Raw genomic sequence first — 19,775 nt, 5'->3', positions numbered from 1 at the left:
GTTTCATCTCTTTTACGCCCGGAAGTGGGCCTTGATCAGGTATAGGCCTCACACCCGACTCACTCGAAAGAGTGCTGGGGCGACACCCGCACAGACCACGTAGGCTCGTGCCGAGCGGGAAAAAACCCGCCCGAAGGCACGCCCGACAGTCGTAGGACACAGGAGCTGATCGTGATTCCCGGTGGTGGCCAGCCCAACATGCAGCAGCTGCTCCAGCAGGCCCAGAAGATGCAGCAGGACCTGGCCCTTGCCCAGGAGGAGCTGGCGAACACGGAGGTCGACGGACAGGCGGGCGGCGGCCTGGTGCAGGCCACGGTGACCGGCTCGGGCGAGCTGCGCTCGCTGCGGATCGACCCGAAGGCGGTGGACCCCGAGGACACCGAGACGCTCGCCGACCTGATCGTCGCGGCCGTCCACGCGGCCAACGAGAACGCGCAGACGCTCCAGCAGCAGAAGCTCGGCCCGCTGGCCCAGGGGCTGGGCGGCGGCATCCCGGGACTGCCTTTCTAGGCCGTTCGGCCTTTCTAAGACAGCCCTCGGCCAACTACCGTACGTACCGCAAGGAACCCCAGGAAGGACGGCAGTCCGTTGTACGAAGGCGTGGTCCAGGACCTCATCGACGAGCTGGGGCGACTGCCCGGCGTCGGTCCCAAGAGCGCGCAGCGGATCGCCTTCCACATCCTCCAGGCGGAACCGACGGACGTACGGCGGCTCGCGCAGTGCCTGATGGAGGTCAAGGCGAAGGTCCGCTTCTGCGCGACCTGCGGCAACGTGGCGCAGGAGGAGCTGTGCGGCATCTGCCGCGACCCGCGCCGCGACCCGAGCGTCATCTGCGTCGTCGAGGAACCCAAGGACGTCGTGGCGGTCGAGCGCACGCGCGAGTTCCGCGGCAGGTACCACGTCCTGGGCGGCGCGATCAGCCCCATCGAAGGTGTCGGCCCGGACGACCTGCGTATACGAGAACTTCTCGCGCGGTTGGCCGACGGGACGGTCATGGAGCTGATCCTGGCCACCGACCCGAACCTGGAGGGCGAGGCGACGGCCACGTACCTCGCCCGCATGATCAAGCCCATGGGCCTGAAGGTCACCCGCCTGGCCAGCGGCCTCCCGGTGGGCGGCGACCTGGAATACGCGGACGAGGTGACCCTCGGTCGCGCCTTCGAGGGGAGACGACTCCTAGATGTCTGACGCCACGCTGCACGCGACCGACCACAACCCCGACGATTTCGCGGTCCAGATCGCGGATCAGGTCGAGAGCTTCCTGGTAGCCGTCACGGAGGTGGCGAAGGGCGACGAGCCGGGCCTGGCGGTCCCCTTCCTCCTCCTGGAGGTCTCCCAGCTGCTCCTGGCCGGCGGCCGCCTCGGCGCCCACGAGGACATCGTCCCCGACGAGCGCTACGAGCCCGACCCCGGCTTCGAGCCGGACGCCGACGAGCTCCGCGAGAACCTCGCCCGCCTCCTCGAGCCGGTCGACGTCTACTCGGAGGTCTTCGACCCCTACGAGCCCCGCAAGGCGCCCGTCCCGGCCCGGATCTCCGACGACCTCGCCGACGTCATCGCCGACCTGCGCCACGGCATGGTCCACTACCGCGCGGGCCGCGTCACGGAGGCCCTGTGGTGGTGGCAGTTCTCCTACTTCTCCAATTGGGGCTCCACCGCCTCGGCGACCCTGCGCGCCCTGCACTCGGTCCTCGCCCACATCCGCCTGGACCAGCCCCTCGAGGAACTGAACGGCCTCGACACCGACCAGTCGACCCTGGGCGACGAGACCCTCGAGTTCGAGGCGGGCCGGGTCATGGAAGAGGAGATCGGCGGCCAGCTGGGCCTGGGCACGGTCAAGGGCTGACCTCGCCGCGCTCACCGGAGGGCTCCCCGGGCTCCGATTCCCAGACGAGCCCGGGCACGTGAGGCAGCGCGGCGAAGACCCTTATGCCGACGCGGACTTCGCCCATCCGAGCCCCCGTGCGGGGCCCCCAAGCGGTTCGTGGGCTGATCACAGCCCCCACATGCCTTTGCCCACCGCCGTGACTCCGCCCGCCAGTGCCAGGGTGAGGACGAGGCGTCGGGCTCGTGGCTCGGGCAGTCGGCCCGCGAGTGCCCGGCCGACGAGTGCGCCCACCACCAACGCGGCGCCCACCCAGGCCCATTGCGTCCCGCTCAGTTCCGGGACCCCGTTCGCGGTCAGCGAGAAGGCGTTGACGACGACGCTGTAGAACTGCGCGTTCGGGATGAACTCCCGTACCGTCCAGCCCGCGTTGACGGCGTACAGGGAGACGGGCGGGCCGCCGACGCCCGCCGCGGAGTTCATGAAACCGCCCGCCGCGCCGGCCACGACCGCGCCCCGGGTGCCGCGCAGGGCGGGGACGCGGACGCCGCGCATGGCCAGCAGGACCGACACCGTCACCAGCCCGCCCATGACCAACAGCAGGGCGGCCTGGGGGAGTCGGCGGGTCAGCCAGGTCCCGGCCGGGACCGTGCACGCGGCGGCCACGCACAGGGGGACCATCACGGCCGGGCGTACCCGGCGCCGGCCGCCCGCCAGGCCCACGACGCTGATCGCGCCCGCCGCGCAGTTCGCCAGGACGACCCCCTGGGCCGGCCCGAGGAGCAGCACCAGCGCGGGGACGGCCACCAGGGCGAAGCCCATTCCGGTCAGCCACTGCACACAGGAACCCAGCAGCACGATCCCCGCCAGCAGCGCCTCGCTCGTCCCACTCGTCATGGTGTACCTGCCTACACCATGACTTCGGGAGCGCGCTCCCTCGTTCGCGGGGGCCCGGGACGGGATCGTTGATCTTGCAGGCGAAACCGCCCCCGCCCCGACTCCCCGACCTCACGAAGGAATCCCGCCATGAAGGCTCTGCTCTCCTCCCGTCCCGTTCTGTGGTTCCTCTTCCTCTTCAACCTCGTGGTCGCCGCCGTCGCACCCTTCGTGGTCGAGGGATCGCAGGGCGTCCTGACGGCCGTCGGGATGGGCGTCGTGTCGCTCGGGGCCGGTGTCAGCCTGGTCCGTGACAGGGGCGGGAAGGCCGTCGCCTGAGGATTGGCAGGGCCCTGGACGTCCGTTGTATCCGGGCTGCACGGGCGCTAACCGGCCGGTCGCGATTCTTGAGTCATCCCAACAGCAGCCAGCCGCACAGGAGTTGCGATGACCCGCACGACCCGCATACGCGCCGCCCTCGTCACCGCCACCGTCGTCGTCACCGCCGCCACGGTGTCGGTCGGAGTCAGTGCGGCCGGGTCCGAGAAGCCCTCGAAGCCCACCAAGAAGCAGATCGCCGCGCTCTTCGACGGCTGGAACGCCGCCCTGCGCACCGGTGACGCGGAGACCGTCGCGGACCGTTACGCCAAGAACGCGGTCCTGCTGCCGACCGTCTCCAACAAGGTCCGCACCGACCGCGCCGGCATCGTCGACTACTTCGAGCACTTCCTCCAGAACAAGCCGGTCGGCAAGAAGGTGCTGACGGTCGTCAACGTCCTCGACAGCGACTCCGCCATCGACACCGGCGTCTACGCGTTCACGCTCACCGACCACGACACCGGCGCGAAGCGCGTCGTCGAGGCCCGCTACACCTACGAGTACGAGAAGCGCGACGGCGTGTGGAAGATCGTCAACCACCACTCGTCCGCGATGCCCGAGGGCTGATCAGCCCGCCCGCCGGCCGGCCCGGAGCGTGACGCGCACGCACAGGCCGCCCCCGGGAGCGTCCGTCAGGGTCACCGTCCCGCCGTCGTCCGTCACCAGTTGCCTGACGACGGCGAGGCCGAGACCGGAACCGGAGCGACCGGTGAGGCCCTGGCCGCGCCAGAAGCGGTCGAAGGCGCGGGACTTCTCCGCGTCGGACATGCCCGGGCCGTCGTCGAGGACCGACAGCACCACCCGGTCGCCTTCCCGCTCCGTCCGGACGGTGATCTCCCCGCCGTCGGGTGACACCTCCAGGGCGTTCGAAAGCACGTTGTCCAGCACCTGGTCCAGATGACCGGGGCTGGCCAGCACAGACGGCCGGTCGTCGACAACACTCCCCCTGAGCGCGATGGTGACTCCGCGCTCGTCGGCGGCCGGCCTCCACACCGACAGGCGTTCCGCCACGATGTCCGTCAGGGACAGCGGTTCCGCCGCCGTCACCTTGGCCTCGGCCCGGGCCAGCACCAGCAGGCCGTTGACCAGCCGGCTCATCCGCACCACCTCGGCGGTGGCCTGCTCCACGTCCTCCCGCACGAACTCGTCGTCGACGCCGTCCGCGATGTTGTCCAGGGAGAGGCGGAGCGCCGTCAGCGGGGTCCTCAGCTGGTGCGATGCGTCCGCCACGAAGATGCGCTGCGAGGCGATCAGGGTGTCGAGGCGTTCGCCGGCCTGGTTGAGGGTGCGGGCCAGGGTCTGGGTCTCCTGGGGGCCCGTCACGGGGGAGCGGGCCGTCAGGTCGCCGTCGCTGAACTTGCTCGCCATGTCGTTCAGCTGGCGCAGGGGGCGGGTGATGCGGCGGGCGACGACCGCGCCGATCAGGGCCGCCACGCCGAGCACCGTCACCGCGAGGCCCGCCCGGAAGCCCCAGATCGTCCACAGCCTGTGGGTGAGCCCCGAGGTCGAGTAGACGATCCGTACGGCGCCGACGACCTGGCCGTCGTCCTTGGCGGGGACCGTGATGACCAGCTCGCGGCCCCAGATGAAGTCCGATCCCCAGTCGGTGGTCGGCCGGCCCCGCTCCAGGGCCCCGGCCAGCGCCGCGTCGCGCCCGGGGCGGGGCAGGGCCGGCGTGCAGCGGGCGGTGCCGGTGGCCTGCACCTCGTCCTCGGTCTGTTCGGCGTACGCCCGGGCCATCTCCTCCAGTGCCTGGCAGGAGGCGGTGTCGCCGTTTCCCAGCAGCAGCGCCATGGTGGTCGCCTCGCGTTCGACGGACACCTCGGTGTCGCCGCGCAGCTGGGCGGTGAGGGTGAAGGCCACCGGCACGGTGAACAGCAGGATGGCGACGGCGACCAGCAGCACATAGCTGCGGATCAGTTGCTTGATCATGACGCCGGGCTGCCCGGGGTGCCGGGGGTGCCGGGGGTGCCCGGGCCGGTCGGGTCCCCTGCGCCGGTCGGGCCGGCCGGGCCGGGGGCGGGTCCGTCGACGATCTCCAGCCGGAAGCCCACCCCGCGCACCGCCTCGATGGCGACGACCCCGGCGAGCTTCCGCCGCAGTGCCGCCACGTGCACGTCCAGCGTCTTCGTCGGCCCGAACCAGTTCGCGTCCCAGACGGCTTCCATGATCTGCTCGCGCGACATGAGGGCGCCCGGCTCCTCGGTGAGGAACGACAGCAGGTCGTACTCCTTCGGCGCGAGCGCTATCTCCTCGCCGTCCACGTGGACGCGGGCCGCCTTGCGGTCGACGGTCAGCCGGGAGCCGTAGCGGTCCGGGCCGCCGGCGGCGCCGCCCTCCGCCGTACGCGGCCGTACGCGCCGCATCACCGCGCGTATGCGTGCGATGACCTCGCGCACCCCGAACGGCTTGGACACGTAGTCGTCGGCGCCCAGCTCCAGGCCGACCACCCGGTCCGTCTCGTCGCTGCGGGCGCTGATCACGATGATCGGGACGTCGCCGCGCTCGCGCAGGGCCTTGCACACGTCCAGGCCGTCGGTGTCGGGCAGGCCCAGGTCCAGCAGGACGACGTCATAGGGGCCCGAGTGGGCGAGCGCGGCGGCACCCGTGGTGACCCAGTCGACCTCGAAGCCGTAGCGCGTCAGTCCGCGTCGCAGTGACTCGGCGACCGGTTCGTCGTCTTCCACGAGGAGTACGTGCACAGCCGCACGATAGTGCTTGAAACTTAATTCACAGCTATCACTTCGGCGTCAGTGGGAAGGGAAGACCCGACGACGGGCGCCCGGACCCCTTTCCGGCCTCTTCCGTGACTCTCGACGAGTCTCACCATGCGGTACTCGGGAGGTGGTTTTCGGGCGCTCGTTAGACTGAGCCGACCCGCAGTACAAGGGCGTATGTGCGGAAACAGACAAACTGAGCGAGGAGCGCACGTGGGCCTTGTCGTGCAGAAGTACGGAGGCTCCTCCGTAGCCGATGCCGAGGGCATCAAGCGCGTCGCCAAGCGGATCGTGGAAGCGAAGAAGAACGGCCACCAGGTGGTCGTCGTCGTTTCCGCGATGGGCGACACGACGGACGAGCTGATCGATCTCGCCGAGCAGGTATCCCCGATGCCCAGCGGCCGGGAATTCGACATGCTGCTGACCGCCGGAGAGCGGATCTCCATGGCCCTGCTGGCGATGGCGATCAAAAACCTGGGCCACAGCGCCCAGTCGTTCACGGGCAGCCAGGCAGGCGTCATCACCGACTCGGTGCACAACAAAGCCCGGATCATCGACGTCACGCCGGGTCGCATCCGGACCGCGCTGGACGAGGGCAACATCGCCATCGTCGCCGGGTTCCAGGGTGTCAGCCAGGACAAGAAGGACATCACCACGCTGGGGCGTGGCGGGTCCGACACCACGGCCGTCGCCCTCGCCGCCGCGCTCGACGCCGAGGTCTGCGAGATCTACACCGACGTGGACGGCGTGTTCACCGCCGACCCGCGCGTGGTGAAGAAGGCCCGGAAGATCGACTGGATCGCCTTCGAGGACATGCTGGAGCTCGCGGCCTCAGGCTCCAAGGTGCTGCTCCACCGCTGTGTGGAGTACGCCCGCCGCTACGACATCCCGATCCACGTCCGCTCGTCCTTCAGCGGGCACGAGGGCACGTGGGTCAGCAGTGAACGACTCGTTCACCAGACACAGCAGCAAGGGGAAAAGCCGGTGGAGCAGGCCATCATCTCCGGTGTCGCGCACGACACCTCCGAGGCCAAGGTCACGGTCGTCGGCGTGCCGGACAAGCCGGGCGAGGCGGCCGCGATCTTCCGCACGATCTCCGACGCCGAGATCAACATCGACATGATCGTGCAGAACGTGTCCGCCGCAGCCACCGGCCTGACGGACATCTCCTTCACGCTTCCCAAGGCCGAGGGCCGCAAGGCCATCGACGCCCTGGAGAAGAACCGGGCCGGCATCGGCTTCGACTCGCTTCGCTACGACGACCAGATCGGCAAGATCTCCCTGGTCGGCGCGGGGATGAAGACCAACCCGGGCGTCACGGCCGACTTCTTCAAGGCGCTGGCCGACGCGGGCGTGAACATCGAGCTGATCTCGACCTCCGAGATCCGCATCTCGGTCGTGACGCGCGCCGACGACGTCAACGAGGCCGTGCGCGCCGTGCACACCGCCTTCGGGCTCGACTCCGACAGCGACGAGGCCGTCGTCTACGGGGGCACCGGCCGCTGATGGCCGACAAGGTGCGGCCGACCCTCGCGGTCGTGGGAGCGACCGGGGCCGTCGGCACGGTCATGCTCAAGATCCTGTCCCAGCGGGCCGACATCTGGGGCGAGATCCGGCTCGTCGCCTCCCCGCGCTCGGCCGGCCGCAAGCTGGCCGTGCGCGGCGAGGAGGTCGAGGTGGTGGCCCTGTCGGAGGAGGCCTTCGACGGGGTCGACGTCGCCATGTTCGACGTGCCCGACGAGGTCGCGGCGCAGTGGGCGCCGGTCGCCGCCGCCAAGGGCGTGGTCGTCGTCGACAACTCCGGCGCCTTCCGGATGGACCCGGAGGTGCCGCTGGTCGTCCCCGAGGTCAACGGGCACACGGTGCGCAACCGGCCGCGCGGCATCGTCGCCAACCCCAACTGCACGACCCTGTCGATGATCGTCGCCCTGGGCGCGCTGCACGCCGAGTACGGGCTGCGCGAGCTGGTGGTGTCGTCGTACCAGGCGGTGAGCGGGGCCGGGCGGGCCGGCGTGGAGACGCTGCGGCGGCAGATCTCGCTGGTCGCCGGCACCGAGCTGGGCACCGGTCCCGGCGACCTGCGGCGGGCCGTCGGCGACGACACCGGGCCGTTCCCGGAGCCGGTGGCGCTGAACGTCGTCCCGTGGGCCGGGTCGCTGCGCGCGGACGGCTGGTCGTCGGAGGAGATGAAGGTACGGGACGAGTCCCGCAAGATCCTCGGGCTGCCGAAGCTGCCGGTGGCCGTCACCTGTGTGCGCGTCCCCGTGGTCACCACGCACTCCCTCACCGTGCACGCCCGCTTCCAGGACGAGGTCACCGTGGACGGCGCCCGCGAGATCATCGCGACGGCGCCCGGGGTCATCCTCTTCGACAACCCGGCGGCGGGGGAGTTCCCCACGCCCGCCGACGTGGTCGGCACCGACCCGACCTGGGTGGGCCGGGTGCGGCGGGCCCTGGACGATCCGACGGCGCTCGAACTGTTCGTGTGCGGGGACAATCTGCGCAAGGGTGCCGCGCTGAACACCGCGCAGATCGCGGAGCTGGTGGCGGCCGAACTGTCGTGAGGTGGGGGGCGGCGGCCGCACGGGTGGGCGCCGGGCGCGCCCGGGCGGACGCACCGGGGCGCTACCGCGAGTAAAAGCGCTGGCCAGGGCTTGGCGGGTTTGTAGGATCTCCGGAGCAATGTGAGCCGGTCGTAGGTCCGAACCACTTGTATCGGACACCTTTGGCATCCGAAGATTTTCCTCCCCGCTCTCCGCAACCGTGCGCAGGGCGGGGAGCGTCTTTGCGGTCACCCTCCGGGGTGTGCGCAGGCATGTGAACGATCACAGCGTTCGGGGACGCGGTGTTCTGGACGTGGGGACGTCCGTTCGTGTGGCAAACAGGGGAAGAGCGGGACAGATGAGACGGGTGCGCGGGGCCTTGGCCGACGCAAAAGTGACGCCGGACGCGTACAACCCCCACGGGGGGAAGTGTGTCCAACTGGCGTGGCAGAGGTACTCGAACTCCCAGTGGCGCCCCGCGGCGCGGCCCTTCGGCCGCCGCGAGCCGTCCTCCGACCCCGCATGCCCGGCGCGCCCGGCGGCATGCCGGTGATCGCGCCCATGCCCGCAGCGCGGCCCGCCCGCGTCCCCAGCCAGCGTGACGGCGCCGAAGCCGCCGAGGCGACCGTCGTCGCCGAGACCGCCCAGGCGGCCGGCACCACCGTCGACCATCTCACCGAGACCTACCGGGCCCACTACCGCTCGCTGCTCGGTCTCGCCGCCCTCCTCCTCGACGACACGGCCTCCTGCGAGGACGTCGTCCAGGAGGCCTTCATCCGCGTCCACTCCGCCCGCAAACGCGTCCGCGACCCGGAGAAGACCCTGGCCTACCTGCGCCAGACGGTCGTCAACCTCTCCCGTTCGGCCCTGCGCCGCCGCATCCTCGGCCTGAAGCTGCTCTCCAAGCCGATGCCGGACATGGCCAGCGCCGAGGAGGGCGCCTACGACCAGCTGGAGCGCGACTCCCTCATCAAGGCGATGAAGGGCCTTCAGCGCCGTCAGCGCGAGGTCCTCGTGCTGCGCTACTTCGCCGACATGACCGAGGCCCAGGTCGCCGCGACCCTCGGCATCTCCCTCGGCTCGGTCAAGGCCTACGGCTCGCGGGGCATCGCCGCCCTGCGCATAGCCATGGAGGCACCGGCGTGAGCGGTGAAGCCGAAGGGCAGGGCTCCCACGGGAGCCACGACAGTCACGAGCGCCACGAGCCGTTCGCGTGGCACGAGCCGACGTCCTCGTCGGGCACACAAGAGCCGAAGCAATCGCACGCTGGGAACCCAACCGTGAACCACCACCTCGACGACCAGGGCCCCGGCGGGCTCGACTCGGACGAGCTGGCACTGCGCCGGATGCTGCACGACGCCGTCCAGGAGATGGAGCCGCGCGACGGCTCGCTGGACCACCTGCGACGGGCCGTCCCCGTCCGGCGGGCCCGCAAGCGGCAGGCGGCCGTCGGCATGGCGGCCGCGGCCCTCTTCCTCGGCACCGCCGTTCCGGCCGTGCTGCACGTCTCGAACGCCGGCGGCTCCGACGCCAACCCTTCCCTCGCCGGCCAGGCCTCACAGGCGCAAGGAGGCGCGGATCAGGGGAAGAACCCCGACGGCGGCTCCTCGGGCAAGGTCGGCGACTCCTCCGGCAAGACCGGTGAACAGGGCAAGGGCGGCGCCACCGAGTCCGGCCAGGGCAAGGAGTCCGCGGGCGGCACCGCCTCCAGCGGCACCGGCCCCAGCTCCGAGTCCGCGGCGAGCGCGCCCGCCTGCACCGCCGACCAGCTCGAGGCCGGCACCCCCGACCTCCACGTCCCCGACTCGGCCGGCACGGTCTACGGCACCTTCCTCGTCCAGAACGCCTCCAGCGCCACCTGCACGGTCAGCGGCGCCGTCTCCGTGACGTTCGGCGCCCAGGGTGCCGCCGACGCCTCGAAGATCACCGTCGTGGAGCACACCTCGGGGGACGCGGCGGCCGGCCTGCCCGACCCCTCCCTCTACGTCTCCCAGCACGCCCTCGCCCCGGGGTCGGCCTACGAGGTGAAGTTCGCCTGGGTGCCCTCCGAGACCTGCCCCACCACGGGCGGCAGCGGCGACGGCGGCGGCTCGGCGTCCCCCTCGCCGACCCCGAGCGAGCAGTCGGGCACGACCGGCGAGACCACTTCCGGCACCGCGGCCCAGATGTTCACCGAGGACGGCACGGCCGAGGGCAGCGTGAACGTGTCCTACACGGCCGAGAGCGGGTCTCCGACGAGCGTGGCCACGGTGTCCGGGGCCTGTGCGGGGACCATCTACCGGACGGGCGTGCTGGCGTCTTCCTGAACCCGCGGCACGCCGTGCCCGGCCGGTTCGGCGTCCTCCGGGAGGATGCCGAGCTCCGCGTCCCGCGCGAACTCGACCTCGCGGCGCAGCAGCCGGAACCACATGAACACCACGAACCCGGCGAAGACGAACCACTCGCCGGTGTAGCCCAGGTTCTGGAACGCCTTCAGGTCGAGCCCGGTGTCGGCGGCCGCGGTCGCGGGCACCGCCGTCATCCCCGAGTCGGCGGTGGCGAGCGTGACCCAGGCGTCGTAGAGGTCGTACGGCACCAGGTTGACCAGTGACGCGGCGCTGATCGCCGAGGTCTGGCCGGCCGGCAGGCCGCCCTGTGCGCTCACCCCGTTGTCGCCCGGCGTCTCGGAGGCCTGGAGCGTGCCGGTGACCGTGACCTGGCCGGCCGGCGGCGCCGGGGCCTTCGCGGTGTCGGCACTGCCGGGCAGCCATCCCCGCACCACGGGCAGCGCCTTGCCGCCGTCCGTGCGCAGCAGGGTCAGCACGTAGTAGCCGTCCCGGCCGTCGAGCTGCCGGTCGGGCACCAGCAACTGCTTGCCGTAGTGCCCGGTGGCGGTGGTGCGCCGGCCGGAGGTCGCCTTGTCCACGGGCAGCAGCTCGGCCAGCGGTCGCGCGCCCTCGGTACGGGCCGACTCGGCCTGCTCCTTCGCGCTGCGGTGATCGTCCACCCGCGCCTCGAACCGGCTCAGCTGCCAGGAGCCCATGAACACGCAGAAGGGGATGGCCAGCAGCACGAAGACGTTGATTCCCCACCAGCGGGGCGTCAGCAGGAACCGGTACACGCCCTCCACGGTACGGGGCGGGCACCGGGCGCCGAGCCGCGGGGTGACGCTGGGACGGGGCTCGGGCGAGCCCCGGGTGGGACGCGGGTGGGGCGCGGGCCCGGCCCATTGGTGGGAAGGAGGTGCGAAGTCGGTGGGAAGTTGTCCACAGCCTGGGGACCTTGGCGTCCCGACGTCGTCGCGGACGGGCACTATGGGGTCATGACTGAGAGCAACGGGTCCGCCGCACCCGAGCAGTACGAGGAGACACCGGACTGGGAGAAGCGTTTCCGGGCGCCCCGGGTGTCGCTGCCCGACTGGGCGCAGGACGCGCCGGACCGCGCCCTGTTCGTTTCCAATGCGACGGGGACGTACGAGCTGTACGCCTGGGACCGGGCCACGGGCCACCAGCGCCAGGTGACCGACCGGGCCAACGGCACGACGGACGGCGTGCTCTCCCCGGACGGCGCGTGGATCTGGTGGTTCGACGACAAGGACGGCGACGAGTTCGGCGTCTGGCGCCGGCAGCCCTTCGGCGGCGGAGCCGACGAGCCCGCCACCCCGGGCCTGGAGGCCTCCTATCCGGCGGGCCTGGCCCTCGGCCGCGACGGCCGGACCGCGGTGGTCGGCCGCTCCACGGACGAGGAGGGCACGACGATCCACGTGGCGCGGACCGGCGAGCCCCCCTTCGAGCTGTACCGCCACCGGGAGTCGGCGGGCGTGGGCGACCTCTCCCACGACGGCACCCTCGTCGCCGTCGAGCACACCGAGCACGGCGACGCGATGCACTCCGCGCTGCGCGTCCTGCGCCCCGACGGCTCGAAGGTCGCCGAGCTGGACGACACCAAGGGCGGCGTCGAGGAGCTGGGCCTGGAGGTGCTGGGCTTCGCCCCGGTCGACGGCGACACCCGGCTGCTGATCGGGCACCAGCGCCGAGGCCGCTGGGAGCCCCTGGTCTGGGACGTGTCGACGGGCGTGGAGACGGACCTGGACCTGGACCTGCCGGGAGACGTCAGCGCCGAGTGGTACCCGGACGGCTCGGGCCTGCTCGTCGTGCACAGCTTCGAGGCCCGCAGCGAACTGTTCCGCTACGACCTCGCGAGCGCCGCGCTGGAGCGGATCACCACCCCGCCGGGCACGGTCTCCGGGGCCACGGCCCGTCCGGACGGCAGCGTGGAGTACCTGTGGTCGTCCGCGGCCCGGCCTCCCGCGGTCCGCTCGACGACCGGCGACGTGGTCCTGGACCCTCCCGGCATGAAGTCCCCCGGCTCGGTCCCGGTGGAGGACGTGTGGGTCGAGGGCCCGGGCGGCCGCATCCACGCGCTGGTCCAGCGGCCCGCCGGCGCCACCGGCCCGCTGCCCACCGTCTTCGACATCCACGGCGGCCCGACCTGGCACGACAGCGACGCCTTCGCGGCGGCCCCGGCGGCCTGGGTGGACCACGGCTACGCGGTCGTCCGCGTCAACTACCGCGGCTCCACCGGCTACGGCCGCGCCTGGACGGACGCCCTGAAGCACCGGGTCGGCCTGATCGAGCTGGAGGACATCGAGGCGGTCCGCGAATGGGCGGTGGGCTCGGGCCTCGCCGACCCCGCCCGGTTGATCCTCACCGGCGGCTCCTGGGGCGGCTACCTCACCCTCCTCGGCCTCGGCGCCCAGCCCGACTCGTGGGCCCTGGGTATCGCGGCCGTCCCCGTCGCCGATTACGTCACGGCCTACCACGACGAGATGGAGGCACTGAAGGCGATGGACCGCACGCTGCTCGGCGGCACCCCCGAAGAGGTCCCGGAACGCTTCGAGGCCTCGTCCCCGCTGACGTACGTCGACAAGGTGCGGGCCCCCGTCTACATCTCGGCCGGCGTCAACGACCCCCGCTGCCCGATCCGCCAGATCGACAACTACGTCAAGCGCTTGGAGGCGAGAGGAGCGGTCCACGAGGTGTACCGCTACGACGCGGGACACGGCTCACTGGTCGTGGACGAGCGCATCAAGCAGGTAAGGCTGGAACTGGAGTTCGCGGAACGCCACCTGAAGCAGCCCTGAACCTGCGGGACGGGTCGGGGGGCTAGCCCCCCGACCCTCCTCGTTCCCGCCGCCGCAGCAACTGCGCCAACCCCCGCCGGGTGGCCGCCAGCACCACCCGATCCGAGCCCCGCAGGACATACGTGTCCGGCAGATCCCACACCAGCCCCGGCTCCCCCTGGGGTTCCCGCCCCCCGTCCAGCGCCAGCACCCGCCAGTACCCCGCCCGAAACGCCTCCCCGACCGTCTTGCCCTCCAACTGCGCGTGCCCCCCGACCTGCAGCGCGGCGAACAGCAACACCCGCCGCTCCACCGGGATCGCCCCCAGGATCTGCCGCCCCATCATCGCCCCGGCGAACGACGGCGCCGCGAGATGCGTCACGCTCCGGCTCCGGGTCAGCGCCTGCGGATGCGCGGCCCGCAGGGTGCGGTACACGGCGGTCGCGAAGTCGTCGTCGTACAGCCGCAGCACGACCCGCAGGTCGGGCCGCAGCGACCGCGCGTACAACGCGGCCTCCAGATTCGTCGTGTCGGAGCTGGTCACCGCGAGGAGCGCGTGTGCGCGGTGGATCTTCGCCGCCTCCAGCACCCCCTCCTGCGTGACGTCGCCCAGCACCACCGGCACCCGTAACCGCCGCGCCACCGCGAGTCCGCGCGCCTCCGGCCCGGCCTCGACGCACACCACGGGGATGTTCAGCTCACGCAACCGCGTCAGCACCCGCGTGCCGATCTTCCCCAGCCCGAGCAGCACCACATGTCCGCCGAGACCCCGGGGCGGCCGGCGCAACGTCCCCGCCCCGCGGAACGTCCCGAGCGCCTCCAGCACCGCCGCGAGCAGCACCGGCAGCAGCAGCAACCCCATCAACCCGGAGAGGAGTTGCAGGACCTGACGTTCGGTGGTGGCGCCGACGGCCGGGTCGTTGATGGCGAAGAGATCCAGCAGCGTCAGATACAGCGCCCCCAGCGGATGGATGCCGGTCACCAGCCACAACGCCACCGCCAGCGCGAACACGCACGCGACCAGCCCGGCCAGCGACCACCGCAGCCGCCGTGAGAACAGCGAGGCGAACGGCGCCATGACCCCGACGCCCCGCCCGGACGGCAACGCGGGCCCGGCGGAGTACGCGACCTGCTCCAGGACGACGGACCCGCGCCGTCCGGACGCGGCCGCCTCCCGCACCGCCGCCGCGTCGGGCAACAGCAGCGGCCCCTGCTCACCGCTGGTCTCGGACCCGTCCGCGAAGGCCGGGTCGCTGCCGTTCGCGGAGAGCAGCGCGAGCGTGGGCAGGCCCGGCGGGTCGGACTCCCCGGGCCCGGTCGGCGGCCGTTCCACCGCGCGCAGCAGCAGTCCGTTCGTCTGGACGACCTTGCTGGTGCCGACGACGGCGGTCGCGGCGAGCGCGGGAGCGGCGGTGTCGGCGTCGGACAGCACGGTGGTCGAGGCGTCGCCGGAGAAGGCGTCGGAGGCGTCGCCCGTGCCGCCCGCGCTGCCGGCGGCCAACGCGGCCGCCTGGTCGAGGAGTTCCTCGATGTGCTGGCCCAACCGCCGGTTGTACAGGCGCAGGACGAGCCGCAGCCGGGGATTGAGCCGCCGGGCGGTGAGGGCGGCGCGGATGTTGGTCTCGTCGTCGTCGTACACGAGCGCGAGCGCGGCGGCCCGCTCCACCCCGGCCTCCGCGAGCACGGCCTCGGTGGCCTCCACGGCCTCCAGGGTCCGCTGTCCGCCGACGGGTTCGCTCGGGGCGGGGGGCGTGCCGTTGCCCGCCGCCCGGTTGACGGCCGCGCTCACCACCCGGTCGAGCAGGGCCGCCGAGACGGCACGTGCCCGCCCGACGACCGGTGGCCGTACCGCCCGCTCGGCGGGCGGAACGACGAGCGTGACCTGCTCCTCGTACACTCCCCGCAGTTCGGCGGCGAGCCGGTGCGCCAGACCGTCGTCACCGCACACCACCATGTGCGCGCCGGTGGCGCCCGGCGGCTGACCCTGACTCGGAAGGCTCCCCACGAGAGAGAAGACTGCCTCACCGGGACGGGAGGTTCCACGGATGAGGTGAACACCCAGGGACACCGGCGGACCTGGGCGAACCCGGGCGGGCCCCGGTGGACACGGGTGAACACCCCGGGGGGAACTCCCGTATGGAAGGGGAGGGAATGCGAGAAACAGGCATCAGGGAGAACACGGAAGCCGGAGGTGCGCGACCCGTGGCCATCACCAGAGCGGCCCCGCACGAGGACGGCGCCCGCCGGAACGGACCGCAGGCACCGCCCGCGCCGCCCGAGGGAGCCGTACCCGAGGGAGCCGCGCCCGAGGGGCCCGGGCGTCTCACCTCGCCCCTGGCCCTGACCATGGTGCTGCTCCTGATGGTGCTGCTCCAGAGCCCGATCCGCCGCGCGCTGTCCGCCCCGGTGATGCAGAGCTGGACGACCGTGTTCGTGGCGGTGGTGGTGCAGGCCCTGCCGTTCCTGGTGCTGGGGGTGCTGCTGTCGGCGGTGATCGCGGTCTACGTCCCGCCGTCGTTCTTCGCCCGCGCCCTGCCGTCCCGCCCCGGGCTCGCCGTCCCGGTCGCCGGCGTCGCGGGCGCGCTGCTGCCCGGCTGCGAGTGCGCCTCGGTGCCGGTGGCCGGCGCCCTGGTCCGCCGGGGCGTGACCCCGGCCGCGGCCCTCGCGTTCCTGCTCTCCGCCCCGGCGATCAACCCGATCGTGCTGACGGCCACGGCCGTGGCCTTCCCCCGCGATCCCGAGATGGTGCTGGCCCGTTTCGTCGCCAGTCTGCTCGTGGCGTGCGCGATGGGCTGGCTGTGGCAGCGGCTGGGCCGTACCGACTGGCTGCGGCTGCCGGCCCACGCGCCGCACGAGGGGGAGACCAAGGGGGCCGCGTTCTGGGATTCGGTCCGGCACGACGTGATGCACGCGGGCGGCTTCCTGGTCCTGGGCGCGATGGCGGCGGCGACCCTGAAGGCCGTCGCCCCGGAGAGCTGGCTGCGTACGGCCGCGGAGAACCCGGCGGTCGCCGTCCTGACGCTGGCCGTCCTCGCGGTGATCCTCTCCATCTGTTCGGAGGCGGACGCGTTCGTCGCCGCGTCCCTCACCCAGTTCTCCCTCACGGCCCGGCTCGCCTTCCTGGTGGTCGGCCCGATGATCGACCTCAAGCTGTTCGCGATGCAGGCGGGAACCTTCGGCCGGGGCTTCGCGCTGCGCTTCGCCCCGGCGACCTTCGCGCTGGCCATCGCATCGGCGGTTCTGACGGGATGGGTCCTGCTGTGAACCGACAGTCCCAAGCGGCCGTCCTCTTCCTCCTCGGCGCGGCCCTGCTGCACGCCGGCACCACCGACCTCTACCTCCGTTACGTCAAGGCGGGCCTGCGCCCGCTGCTGCTGGCGTCCGGCGCGATCCTGATCGTCACGGCGCTGGCGACGGCGTGGTACGAGCACCGCAGGACGAAGGCCAGGCGCCGCCGGCAGGAACAGGCCGACGCCGAGGCAGGCGCGGCGGCAGACGTAACGGCGGGCACGGCAGCCCACGCCGAAGCGGACGCACAGGCTCACGCCCATCCCGAACCGCGGGTCTCCTGGCTCCTGATCCTCCCCCTCCTGGCCCTGATCCTGGTCGCCCCGCCGGCCCTGGGCTCCTACAGCGCGACCCGCACGGGCACGGCCCTCCAGGAGCCCCTCGCCTACCCGTCGCTGCCCGCCACCGACCCGCTGCCCCTGAGCCTCGTCGACTACGCGGGCCGAGCCGTATACGACCACGGCCGCACCCTCGGCGGCCGTCAGGTCCGGCTGACCGGCTTCGTCGCGCTGGACCACGACGGCACGCCGTATCTGGTCCGCATGGCCCTCAACTGCTGTGCCGCCGACGCCCAGCCGGTCAAGGTCGGTCTGACCGGCGAGATCCCCCCGGTCCTCCAGCCGGACACCTGGCTGACCGTCACCGGCACCTACATCGCTCGCACCTCCCGCGACCCGGTCAACAACGGTCCGATCCCCTTCGTCAGGGTCACCACCGCCAAGCCGACCGCGACCCCCCGGGATCCCTACGACGAGTCGTGGAACAACTAGGGGACGACCGAAGGGACAACGCAGGGTTCGTGTCCGTCCACGCTCAGCTCCGTAACGCGTCCCGCACCCGAAATTCCCCCTGCTACGGGCCGGTTAAGGCTCCCTCAACCCCTGGTGGCCGGGCGGTGAGCGCCTCATGATGGGGACCATGACGGCGGCCTCGCGTGCCTTGACACGACTGGCGACCTGGCCGGACCTCACGGAGGTCCGGCCCAGCTGCGGCACCGGTCGGGCGTTGCGCTCGGGCGGCGTCGAGATCGCGCACTTCCACTCCGACCGCAGTGTCGACCTGCATCTCACGGGCAGGGCGATCCGCCTGTTCGAGAGGGACCTGCGGCACTCCACCGCGATCCGGCTGCGGCCGGGCTCGCCCTGGGTGACCGTCCATCTGGAGTGCGAGACGGACATCGACCTGCTCATGACGCTGGTCAGCGCCGCTCTCCAGGCCCATCAGAGATGCCCGGTCGCGGACGTCGCCGTCCTTCCGCGCTGCAACGAGGACCGGGAAGTGGCACTCACCCGCGAGAGCCCCGTCGGCATCTAGACCTCCGGGCGCCTGTCACTCCACTCGCCTTCACACCACTTCACGCCACACCAGCCACGCCACTCCGTGCCGTTCGGAAGATGGAGTCCGCGATCGTGGCGGCCGCCCGGTGACCGGCCCGCCGACCCGCCTCCGCCGTCTGGTGATCTGACTACCCGTCAGCTAACGTCGCCCTACCGCGCCGATGCCGATGTGTGTGCCGATCACGGAAGGGGCGAGCGCCGTGGAGACCGATCCGGACCGTCCGACCCGACGTCCCCCGAGCCCGCAGCCGCCGGGCGCGCCGCGCTGGGTGGCGATGTTCTACGACCCGGCCTCGGCGTCCTGGCGACCGGGCGCCGAATCCCCCGACCGTACGCCCGTGCTCTACGCGATCGGCGAGATGACCCAGGTCAAACGGGCCCGGGGCGACGAGGTCGCCGTCGTCCTGTGGGGGCCGAAGGACGGTGCGTGGCAGCGCTTCGACGCGTCCCCGGCCACGGTCGCGCCGGAGGTCGTACCGCCGCCACCGGGGGACGGCACCGCGCGGCCCGGCCACGCCAAGCTCGCGGAACGCATGGAGGACCGCCGGCACCAGGTCCTCATGGCGGGCCTGGGCAAGGCCGGCCTCTACGACCTCGCGCCGGACGACGTGACGGCCGTACGGACCCTGGTCGACCAGGTGGACGAGGCCACGCTGCGCAGGGTCGCGCACTGGATGGCCGTGGCGGGCACGCCGGTTGAGTGAGCCGGCCGAGGGGCAGACACGTCGTATGACGGTCTCCGTGAACCGCGAACTCTGTTACGGCTCCGGCGAGTGCGCCTTCCGCCTGCCCTCCGTCTTCACCGCCGCGGACGGCTTCGGCGCCGTCCTGCCGGGCCGGGAGGACACGGGCGACGATCCGGAGGTGCGGGACGCGGCCGAGCGCTGCCCCTCCCAGGCCATCAGTCTCTAGGTGTGCCCCGGGGCGGATAGCTCCAGCGGAAGGACTCCAGCGCCCGGGTCCGCGCCTCCACGACCGCCATGCGCGCCTCCCGTTCGACGGGGTCGACATGCGCGGACTGACCCGTCACCTGCCCGTCCCACTTCCGGTAGAACAGTCCGGTCCGCGCCGAGAACCAGCCCCGGCTCACCGAGTTGAGCGCCAGCAGGACACCGGTGTCCTCCGACGCCGGCAGGGCCATCCAGCCGCCGAGCGCGGTCAGCAGTTCCCGCCGTACGAAGAGACTCGCGGGATGCACGGGTGCGCGGAAGTCGTTCGCCTTCCAGTGGTCGAGTACGGCCCCCCGCTCGATCGGCCCCTCGGCGGGATCGCCGGGGAAGCCGACCGTGGAGCCGTCCGGCAGGAGGTCGAGGGCGCTCGACGTCGCCCAGCCGAGGCCCGGATCGCGTTCGAGGGCGGCCAGGTCGCGGGCGAGGGTGCCGGGCGCGAGCCGGTCGTCGGCGTCCAGGACCTTCACGTACTCGCCCTCGGCGTGCGCGAGCGCGAGGGTGCGGGCGACTCCGGGTCCGCCCGGGCGTCCCTGACGGAAGGTCACCCGGGCGTCGTCGGGGACGCGGGGCGCCACCTCGTCCGTCGTGCCGTCCTCCTGGATCACCCAGTGCCAGTCCCAGCCGACCGGTAACTCCTGTGCGCGCAGCGACTCGTAGGCCTCCGGCAGATACCGGGCCGAAGGGGCGTGCACGGCGGTGACTATGACGATGCGTCGGCTCACGACGGCACTTCCAGGCGAGGTATCGGCACCTCGCCAGC

The 19,775-nt window shown here is 72.1% G+C and carries 21 protein-coding genes; 15 read left to right on the top strand and 6 right to left on the bottom strand.

Annotated elements, in window-relative coordinates; all coding sequences use genetic code 11:
* Nucleotides 1-171 precede the first annotated feature (171 nt).
* The 3 genes from OG440_RS16940 (at nt 172) to OG440_RS16930 (ending at nt 1,846) form a co-directional block, all read left to right on the top strand.
* Nucleotides 172-510, top strand: coding sequence for a YbaB/EbfC family nucleoid-associated protein (locus tag OG440_RS16940; protein ID WP_406007658.1), 339 nt, complete (start codon nt 172-174; stop codon nt 508-510).
* 78 nt (nt 511-588) lie between these two features.
* Nucleotides 589-1,188, top strand: coding sequence for a recombination mediator RecR (gene recR / locus OG440_RS16935; RefSeq protein WP_406007657.1), 600 nt, complete (start codon nt 589-591; stop codon nt 1,186-1,188).
* A complete protein-coding gene (locus tag OG440_RS16930) occupies nt 1,181-1,846 on the top strand; it encodes a DUF5063 domain-containing protein (RefSeq protein ID WP_406007656.1) in 666 nt (221 codons plus the stop codon). Before recR ends, OG440_RS16930 begins: the two co-directional genes overlap by 8 nt.
* 147 nt (nt 1,847-1,993) lie before the next feature.
* Here the strand turns inward: OG440_RS16930 and OG440_RS16925 are convergent, their stop codons facing one another.
* Nucleotides 1,994-2,722 (bottom strand): sulfite exporter TauE/SafE family protein, encoded by a 729-nt coding sequence (locus OG440_RS16925; RefSeq protein ID WP_406007655.1) that lies wholly within the window; start codon nt 2,720-2,722, stop codon nt 1,994-1,996.
* A gap of 129 nt (nt 2,723-2,851) precedes the next feature.
* Here OG440_RS16925 and OG440_RS16920 point away from each other — a divergent pair, with 129 nt between their 5' ends.
* Both OG440_RS16920 and OG440_RS16915 read left to right on the top strand, forming a co-directional pair.
* On the top strand, nt 2,852-3,040 hold the full coding sequence (locus OG440_RS16920; protein WP_406007654.1) for a hypothetical protein: 189 nt from the start codon (nt 2,852-2,854) through the stop codon (nt 3,038-3,040).
* Nucleotides 3,041-3,148: 108 nt separating this feature from the next.
* On the top strand, nt 3,149-3,646 hold the full coding sequence (locus OG440_RS16915; RefSeq protein WP_406007653.1) for an SgcJ/EcaC family oxidoreductase: 498 nt from the start codon (nt 3,149-3,151) through the stop codon (nt 3,644-3,646).
* On the opposite strand, the gene OG440_RS16910 is transcribed toward OG440_RS16915, so the two are convergent.
* Together OG440_RS16910 and OG440_RS16905 are read right to left on the bottom strand one after the other, a co-directional pair.
* Nucleotides 3,647-5,011: an ATP-binding protein gene (locus OG440_RS16910; RefSeq protein ID WP_406007652.1), complete on the bottom strand. Its 1,365-nt coding sequence runs from the start codon at nt 5,009-5,011 to the stop codon at nt 3,647-3,649. It lies immediately after the preceding gene.
* A complete protein-coding gene (locus OG440_RS16905) occupies nt 5,008-5,781 on the bottom strand; it encodes a response regulator transcription factor (protein ID WP_406007651.1) in 774 nt (257 codons plus the stop codon). Before OG440_RS16905 ends, OG440_RS16910 begins: the two co-directional genes overlap by 4 nt.
* Before the next feature lie 228 nt (nt 5,782-6,009).
* On the opposite strand from OG440_RS16905, the gene OG440_RS16900 reads away from it, so the two are divergent.
* The 4 genes from OG440_RS16900 to OG440_RS16885 all read left to right on the top strand — a co-directional run bounded on the left by OG440_RS16900 (nt 6,010) and on the right by OG440_RS16885 (nt 10,645).
* Nucleotides 6,010-7,302: an aspartate kinase gene (locus tag OG440_RS16900; protein WP_406007650.1), complete on the top strand. Its 1,293-nt coding sequence runs from the start codon at nt 6,010-6,012 to the stop codon at nt 7,300-7,302.
* Entirely contained in the window at nt 7,302-8,360 is a 1,059-nt protein-coding gene (locus OG440_RS16895) for an aspartate-semialdehyde dehydrogenase (protein ID WP_406007649.1), read from the top strand. Before OG440_RS16900 ends, OG440_RS16895 begins: the two co-directional genes overlap by 1 nt.
* A 501-nt stretch (nt 8,361-8,861) precedes the next feature.
* A complete protein-coding gene (locus OG440_RS16890) occupies nt 8,862-9,485 on the top strand; it encodes a SigE family RNA polymerase sigma factor (RefSeq protein ID WP_406007648.1) in 624 nt (207 codons plus the stop codon).
* Nucleotides 9,486-9,619: 134 nt separating this feature from the next.
* Nucleotides 9,620-10,645: a hypothetical protein gene (locus OG440_RS16885; RefSeq protein WP_406007647.1), complete on the top strand. Its 1,026-nt coding sequence runs from the start codon at nt 9,620-9,622 to the stop codon at nt 10,643-10,645.
* On the opposite strand, the gene OG440_RS16880 is transcribed toward OG440_RS16885, so the two are convergent.
* The gene (locus tag OG440_RS16880) at nt 10,615-11,439 is read right to left on the bottom strand and encodes an SURF1 family protein (protein WP_406007646.1); all 825 of its coding nucleotides are present in this window, start codon (nt 11,437-11,439) and stop codon (nt 10,615-10,617) included. The genes OG440_RS16885 and OG440_RS16880 overlap by 31 nt on opposite strands.
* A gap of 201 nt (nt 11,440-11,640) precedes the next feature.
* Between OG440_RS16880 and OG440_RS16875 the strand changes: the two genes are divergently transcribed.
* Nucleotides 11,641-13,461, top strand: coding sequence for a prolyl oligopeptidase family serine peptidase (locus OG440_RS16875; RefSeq protein ID WP_406007645.1), 1,821 nt, complete (start codon nt 11,641-11,643; stop codon nt 13,459-13,461).
* Nucleotides 13,462-13,483: 22 nt separating this feature from the next.
* Here OG440_RS16875 and OG440_RS16870 read toward each other — a convergent pair whose 3' ends face one another.
* On the bottom strand, nt 13,484-15,394 hold the full coding sequence (locus tag OG440_RS16870) for an NAD-binding protein (protein WP_406011377.1): 1,911 nt from the start codon (nt 15,392-15,394) through the stop codon (nt 13,484-13,486).
* Nucleotides 15,395-15,642: 248 nt separating this feature from the next.
* On the opposite strand from OG440_RS16870, the gene OG440_RS16865 reads away from it, so the two are divergent.
* The 5 genes from OG440_RS16865 (at nt 15,643) to OG440_RS16845 (ending at nt 18,977) form a co-directional block, all read left to right on the top strand.
* The gene (locus OG440_RS16865; RefSeq protein WP_406007644.1) at nt 15,643-16,704 is read left to right on the top strand and encodes a permease; all 1,062 of its coding nucleotides are present in this window, start codon (nt 15,643-15,645) and stop codon (nt 16,702-16,704) included.
* Nucleotides 16,701-17,498 (top strand): TIGR03943 family putative permease subunit, encoded by a 798-nt coding sequence (locus tag OG440_RS16860; protein ID WP_406007643.1) that lies wholly within the window; start codon nt 16,701-16,703, stop codon nt 17,496-17,498. The genes OG440_RS16865 and OG440_RS16860 overlap by 4 nt, the downstream gene beginning before the upstream one ends.
* 148 nt (nt 17,499-17,646) lie before the next feature.
* The gene (locus OG440_RS16855; RefSeq protein WP_406007642.1) at nt 17,647-18,042 is read left to right on the top strand and encodes a luciferase family protein; all 396 of its coding nucleotides are present in this window, start codon (nt 17,647-17,649) and stop codon (nt 18,040-18,042) included.
* Nucleotides 18,043-18,265: 223 nt separating this feature from the next.
* Nucleotides 18,266-18,769 (top strand): hypothetical protein, encoded by a 504-nt coding sequence (locus tag OG440_RS16850; RefSeq protein WP_406007641.1) that lies wholly within the window; start codon nt 18,266-18,268, stop codon nt 18,767-18,769.
* Nucleotides 18,770-18,794: 25 nt separating this feature from the next.
* Nucleotides 18,795-18,977 (top strand): ferredoxin, encoded by a 183-nt coding sequence (locus OG440_RS16845; protein WP_406007640.1) that lies wholly within the window; start codon nt 18,795-18,797, stop codon nt 18,975-18,977.
* On the opposite strand, the gene OG440_RS16840 is transcribed toward OG440_RS16845, so the two are convergent.
* Nucleotides 18,967-19,737 carry a glycosyltransferase family 2 protein gene (locus OG440_RS16840; protein WP_406007639.1) on the bottom strand — a complete coding sequence of 257 codons (771 nt, stop codon included), beginning with the start codon at nt 19,735-19,737 and terminating at the stop codon, nt 18,967-18,969. The two genes, OG440_RS16845 and OG440_RS16840, sit on opposite strands and share 11 nt — an antisense overlap.
* Nucleotides 19,738-19,775 lie beyond the last annotated feature (38 nt).

This window comes from Streptomyces sp. NBC_00637, assembly GCF_045161545.1.
Classification (GTDB): domain Bacteria; phylum Actinomycetota; class Actinomycetes; order Streptomycetales; family Streptomycetaceae; genus Streptomyces.
The sequence above is the reverse complement of the archived record's forward strand: the minus strand, read 5'-3'. Positions and strand labels throughout refer to the sequence as shown.